The following is a 6,189-nucleotide window of genomic DNA, read 5'->3' as shown; positions in this document are numbered from 1 at the left end:
CCCCAGTACTCATCCTGCCCCCGCACCCTTCGAGAAACGGACCCCCGTGACTGCCTCCACCTCTTCCGCTTTCCGCCAAACCCCGGAGGCTGCACCGCACGCGTCCCCCGCCTTGCCAACAGCGGCTGAGCCTGCTGCCGCGACGGTGAGCGGCCTGCTCAGGGACATTGCCGGCGTCGGCCGCGACGCGACGCGGGGCGGCTATTCCCGGCCCGTGTTCTCCAGTGCCGAGACGGAGCTGCGCAGCTGGTTCATCGAACAGGCCGGGCGCCGCGGTCTGGACGTCCAGACCGACCAGAACGGCATCATCTGGGCCTGGTGGGACACCGCCGCCGGCACCAGGCAGGACGCCGTGGTCACCGGCAGCCACCTCGATTCCGTGCCGGGCGGCGGTGAGTACGACGGGCCGCTGGGGGTCGCCTCGGCACTGGTCGCCGTCGACGTCCTCAAAGCCCGGGGGGTGCGTCCCCGGCGCCCGCTGGCCATCGCCGTATTCCCCGAAGAGGAAGGGTCCCGCTTTGGCGTGGCATGCCTGGGGTCACGACTGCTCACCGGCGAACTGGATCCGAACAAGGCACGGCGGCTCAAGGACCCGGACGGAAACACGTACGCGGACGTTGCCGCGGCGAACGGCCAGGATCCCCGGCTTATAGGTGCTGACTACCAGGCGCTGGCGCAGCTGGGCCTGTTCGTGGAGCTGCACGTTGAACAGGGGAGGGGGCTGATCGACCTGAACCAGCCGGTTGCCATTGGCTCATCGATCCTGGGCCACGGCCGCTGGAAGCTCACCGTCACCGGCGAGGGCAACCACGCCGGGACCACCCTCATGAAGGACCGGAAGGACCCCATGATCGCGGCGGCAAAGGTGATGGTGGGGATCCGCGACACGGCCCGGAAATACCGTGACGCGCGGGCTACCGTGGGCAGGCTGCAGCCCGTGCCGGGCGGAACCAACGTGATCGCTTCCCGCGTGGATCTCTGGATCGATGTCAGGCACCCCGACGACTCGGTGACCGCCGCGCTGGTGGAGTCCATCGCGCTGAATGCCCAGGTGATGGCGGCAGAGGAAGGCTGCACTGCCGCCCTCACCGTGGAGTCGCTGAGCCCCACCGTGAATTTCGACGCCACGCTGCGGGACCGGCTCCGGGGACTGCTGCCGGACGCGCCTGTCCTGGACACCGGAGCAGGGCACGACGCCGGCGTCCTCAGTTCGCAGATCCCCACCGCCATGCTGTTCATCCGGAACCCCACCGGCATCTCCCATTCTCCCGATGAGCTGGTGGAGGATTGGGACGCCGAGGCCGGCGCGGTTGCGCTCGCGGACTCGCTGGCGGGACTGCTGGGGGAGGCCCGTGTCATCGGCTAGCCACAGGCTTCCGATCCCGGCCTTCCGATCCGCGGCGCTCACGGCAAGGGCGGGCTTCAGTTCCTCACCCGGTAGACCATCAGCACACACCCGCCGTCGAGCCCGCGCGACTCTGTCAGTTCCAGCCCGATCCGGCCCTTGAGGTCGCGGAAGAAGGGAACACCCGAGCCCAACAAGACGGGATGCACGTTCAGGCTGACCTGATCGATGACGCCAGCCTCAAACAGCGAGCCTGCGAGCTCACCCCCGCCCATCAGGCAGATACCCTTGCCCGGCTGACGCTTGAGCGTTTTGACGAAATCGACAGCATCTGAGGAGACGAGCTCCGTGCCGGGCGGGGCCTGGGAAAGCGTGCGGGAGAAAAGGTACGTGGCGACTGCCGGAATTCCGCTGCCCTCAAGGCTGCCGGCTTCTGGTGCTGGGCCGGCTTCGGAACCGGGTTCACCGCCCACGCCCTGGGCCGCCGCGAATTCCCACGTTCTCCGTCCCATGAGGACGGCATCCACCGTGGACCAGTACTCGCTCATGTACTGTTCCACATCCGCGCTGAAGTGGATCCAGTCGACGGCGCCGTCGCTGTCGGCAATGAACCCGTCGAGGCTGCACGCCGCACCATAGGTCACGGTCCGCATCGCATGTCCTTCCCCTGCAAGCCCACTAAAACTCTGGCACATGCGCAGGGCTTTGACTATGGCGGTTGCTTGGGCTGTGGCTGCTACGGTGCCACCTATGATGGCTCCTATGACCAATCACGCCCCGGACGATGCTCCCGCGACCGAATCACCAGCCGACGCCGGAGACGGCGTTCCTGGTGCCGGTGTTGCCGGCGACAGCGCTCTTGGCGCCGGGGTCGCGGGGAAACTGGACGTCGCTGGGAGACTGGAAGTCGCCGGGAAACTGGAACAGGTCATCGCCGCCCAGGTCCGCCATTACCGCACCGCCGGCGGTCTGTCCTCCGCAGAACTGGCAGCCAGGACCGGCCTGTCCAAGGCCATGATCTCCCGGATCGAAACGGCCACCACATCCTGTTCGCTGACCACTTTGCAGCGTCTGGCCGACGGCCTGAAGATTCCGGTCACTGCACTCTTTCGCGGCGCCGATACTGACCGCGACGCCACCTTCACCAAAAGCGGCCAAGGCAGCCTGACGGTGCGAAGCGGTACCCAGCACGGCCACGAATACCGGGTCCTTGGCACGCTCAAGGGCCGCACCGATGCGCTGGAACCGACGCTGGTGACCCTCACCGATGCATCCGACGTCTTCCCGCTTTTCCAGCACCCCGGCACCGAATTCATCTACATGCTCACCGGCAAAATGATCTACGGGCACGGTGCCTACGAGTACGCGATGGAGGCAGGGGACTCGCTCCTGCTCGATGGCGAAGGTCCGCACGGTCCACTGGAACTCCTGGACCTGCCCATCCGCTTTCTGGCCGTCTCCGCCAAGTGACCGCCCCCCGGGCCAAGTGACCGCCCCCGGGCCAAGTGACCGCCCCCGGGCCAAGTGATCCGCCCCAGCCAGCCAGCGGGGGATGTCACCAGCGTGGCCGCACCTCAACAGGCTTTGGCGGAGAACCCCAGTGCGTCCGAGTGACGTGTGAAACTCGCTTGCCAGTGACCGAAACGTTGAATTAACGCGCCGGAAACCCACTGCCGGACTGCGGCGATGAAGATGGAACAAGACGGCAATAGCTGCCCTCCGATGAACGTGGTACTGACTCCGCGTCCCTCCTCCGGAGCGGCTCTGACGGGCAATTTCCGTTCTCTCTTCGCATCACGAAAGGGGTTTCCCATGGATTCGGGAAATGTCGCTTGGATTCTGGCCAGCTCGGCGCTGGTCTGTATGATGATCCCCGCCCTGGCCCTGTTCTACGGGGGCATGGTGGGGTCGCGTCGCATTCTCAACATGATGATGATGTGCTTCGGCGGCGCCAGCCTGGTGGCCGTTCTGTGGGCGCTCTTCGGCTACTCAATGGCCTTCGGAAATTCAGTCGGCGGCCTCGGGCTGATCGGTGACATCACCGAGTTCCCCGGAATGGGGCAGCTGCTCGCCGCAGACGAGGCAGCATCCATCCCGGTCATCCTCTTCGCAGCTTTCCAGCTGTTCTTCGCCTGCGTCACTACAGCCCTGGTTGCGGGAGCGGCAGCCGGGCGCATGAAGTTCGGCGCCTGGATGCTCTTTGCCGGAATCTGGGCAACGATTGTCTACTTCCCGATCGCGCACTGGGTGTTCGCCTTCTCTTCGGCCGACGGCAGCGTTACCGGCGGCTGGATCGCCAGCGGCATCAAGGCCATTGACTTTGCCGGTGGCACCGCGGTCCACATGAACGCCGGCGCCGCGGCTCTGGCCCTGGCAATGGTCCTGGGCAAGAGCTCCGGCTGGCCCAAGATGGAACACACCAAGCCGCACAGCCGGCCGCTGGTCCTGGTTGGTGCAGGGCTGCTCTGGGTGGGCTGGTTCGGCTTCAACGCCGGTTCCGCACTCTCGGCAGGCCAGTCGGCGTCGGTGGTTTTCCTCAACACAGCAGTGGCAGCTTCCGCCGGCCTTCTCGCCTGGGCCCTCGTTGAGCGGCTCCGTCACGGCGCGGCGACAAGCATGGGCGCAGCGTCCGGCCTGATCTCGGCCCTGGTTGCGATCACGCCCGCTTGTGGCGCGGTCAGCCCGATTGGCGCGCTGGCTATCGGCGCTATCGCAGGTGCCGTCTGTTCCCTGGCCATCGAACTCAAGTTCCGCCTGGGCTATGACGATTCGCTCGACGTCGTCGGCGTCCACCTCGTGGGTGGCATCATCGGCACGCTGCTCATCGGCCTGTTCGCAACGGACGCAGCTCCCAACGGCGTCAACGGCCTGTTCTACGGCGGCGGTATTGAGCTGCTGGGCGTCCAGGCGCTGGCCACGGTCACTGTGCTTGCCTACTCGTTCGGTATCACGTGGATTCTGGCGAAGATCCTGGACCGGATTATCGGCCTGCGGATCAAGCCCGAAGACGAGATGCGCGGTATCGACATCGCAGCCCACTCCGAGCTTGCCTACCTGACCGACGAAGACCCTGTGGAACTGGGTTCTCCGCAGCGGGCCTGACCAGGGCCGGATACATCCCGCACCAGTGGAAGTAACACCAACAAGATCCATCCAGGGATCACCAGGAAGTCCGGGTAGGCGGTTGCCGCACTGCCCGAGGTACGAGTCAGGCCGAGGGCCGAACCGCGGACCGGTGTCAGCAGCAGCTGGCTTATAGTTCCGAGGTTCGGCCCTTTGTCATGCTGTGGGGACATGCGGGCCCCCGGGCGTCAGCCGCCGATGCAGACCAGATTGCCGTCCCGGACTTCCAGCACCGCGGCCCTCACGTGGCTGAGATGGGTTTTCGGGTCCGTGGTCATCCCTTCGATGTCCTTTCCGTTCCAGAACGGGTGCGTGAAATAGACGACGACGGCGCGTTCGTTGGCATCAGCCGAAGCAGCCACCGTGACAACGTCCGCGTGCCGGCCTACCACTGCACCGCCGTTGTATGTCTCCGGAGATGTGAGGATGAGCCCGTCTCGGTGTTCCTGCCGGACCCAGCCGCCTGCCGCGTCATCGGAGCGGTAGATGGCCTGACCCCGCCACTCGTCAACGATCATCCAGTACCACCCCGCCAGCTGGAAGACTTTGGGGCCCTCGTGGGGCCGCCCGGAAATAACCAGCCCTTCCAAAGCCCACGACGACGGGTCGGCAGGTGAGCTGCTCACTGCGCTGTAGGTGTTCGATCCGCGGGCCTCGTCCTTGTACCAGAGGCGATACTTGCCGTCCCCGCACAGGGCCACCGCAGCGTCGATAACTCTCGGCGAATCCAGTTCGACGGCACCGAGGTACTCCCAGGAAACCAGGTCCCGGCTGGCAAGCTGAACGATGGAGGCCTGTCCGGTCCAGTCCGTCCGCACCCCGCCGAGCACCGTCAAATACATGATCCATTGGTCACCCACACGCACGACGTCGGGCGCCCACAGGGTAGCGGGCAGCTCAGTTCCGGGCGGGACCAGTCCGCTAACCGTGCCCTGATACGCCCAGGTCAGGCCGCCGTCAGACGAGCGGGCAACGCCGATTTCCGTTCCGTGTACCCACTCCACACCGGTCAGGCCCCGTTCCGTGGCCCGGCGCTGGGTGTAGAAGAGTACCCACTCACCGGTCAGGTGGTCCGGAACCAAAACGGGATCCGTGGGGCCGTCCCAGACCGGATCACGGTAAGGCGTCGTGAAGGCGTCAGGGCTGAGAGCGGTCAGCACAGCTGCGGTGGCGTTCATTTCGTGGCGCACGGGAGTCTCCAATAAAAGGCTGATTCGGAACAGCATAGGCGAGAAATCGGTTTCTCGCAGCCCTCCAGGGTGGCTCCATGCCGGTCAAGGTGAAGTTAGTCCAACTCCGGACTTTGAGCCGTTCCAACTCAACTCGTCGAGCTGTTCCGGATCGGGCAGACTCTCTTCATACTCGCTCGGCGCTGGACCCTCCGTTGCTGTCCGGTCTTTCCCTGGCCGACTTTGCTTTTGCCGGTCTACTTGAGGCGGCTTATGTTCGCGCCGTTCGAGTCCGTTGGGTTGTCCCTGCAGCATCTGGCGGACGACTTCGGGTAACCATGGTGGTTCCCAGTCGGGTTGTTCGCTGGCGTAGTGTCTGCCGGTGGGTGAGATCCATCCCGGTGGGTGGTCTTTGGTGGCGGGTCCGGGTTCCCAGCCGCCGGTGTGCCTAAGGCGGTGATGTTTAGGGCAGGGCTGGGCGAGGTTGCTGATCCCGGTGGTTCCGCCGTGCGCCCACGCGAGGAGATGGTCCGCTTCATTATCCAGGGAGGC

At 65.5% G+C, this 6,189-nt stretch carries 6 protein-coding genes; 3 read left to right on the top strand and 3 right to left on the bottom strand.

Annotation, left to right across the window (positions count from 1 at the left end; all coding sequences use genetic code 11):
• Window positions 1-112 precede the first annotated feature (112 nt).
• Window positions 113-1,366 carry an allantoate amidohydrolase gene (locus DBR22_RS22895; protein WP_108600879.1) on the top strand — a complete coding sequence of 418 codons (1,254 nt, stop codon included), beginning with the start codon at window positions 113-115 and terminating at the stop codon, window positions 1,364-1,366.
• A gap of 56 nt (window positions 1,367-1,422) precedes the next feature.
• Here the strand turns inward: DBR22_RS22895 and DBR22_RS22890 are convergent, their stop codons facing one another.
• Window positions 1,423-1,998 carry a dihydrofolate reductase family protein gene (locus DBR22_RS22890; RefSeq protein WP_181365304.1) on the bottom strand — a complete coding sequence of 192 codons (576 nt, stop codon included), beginning with the start codon at window positions 1,996-1,998 and terminating at the stop codon, window positions 1,423-1,425.
• 109 nt (window positions 1,999-2,107) lie between these two features.
• Between DBR22_RS22890 and DBR22_RS22885 the strand changes: the two genes are divergently transcribed.
• Window positions 2,108-2,815: a helix-turn-helix domain-containing protein gene (locus DBR22_RS22885; RefSeq protein ID WP_258229423.1), complete on the top strand. Its 708-nt coding sequence runs from the start codon at window positions 2,108-2,110 to the stop codon at window positions 2,813-2,815.
• Window positions 2,816-3,157: 342 nt separating this feature from the next.
• Window positions 3,158-4,447 carry an ammonium transporter gene (locus tag DBR22_RS22880; protein WP_108600859.1) on the top strand — a complete coding sequence of 430 codons (1,290 nt, stop codon included), beginning with the start codon at window positions 3,158-3,160 and terminating at the stop codon, window positions 4,445-4,447.
• A gap of 209 nt (window positions 4,448-4,656) precedes the next feature.
• Here the strand turns inward: DBR22_RS22880 and DBR22_RS22875 are convergent, their stop codons facing one another.
• The gene (locus DBR22_RS22875; RefSeq protein ID WP_258229422.1) at window positions 4,657-5,658 is read right to left on the bottom strand and encodes a glycoside hydrolase; all 1,002 of its coding nucleotides are present in this window, start codon (window positions 5,656-5,658) and stop codon (window positions 4,657-4,659) included.
• A gap of 84 nt (window positions 5,659-5,742) precedes the next feature.
• Window positions 5,743-6,189 (bottom strand): HNH endonuclease signature motif containing protein (locus DBR22_RS25115; protein WP_258229421.1); only part of this gene is annotated, 447 nt, incomplete at its 5' end.

The sequence above is a fragment of the Arthrobacter sp. HMWF013 genome, from assembly GCF_003061105.1.
In the GTDB taxonomy this organism is placed as follows: Bacteria; Actinomycetota; Actinomycetes; order Actinomycetales; family Micrococcaceae; genus Arthrobacter.
Note: the sequence above shows the minus strand (reverse complement) of the source record. Positions and strands in the feature narration are given on the sequence as shown.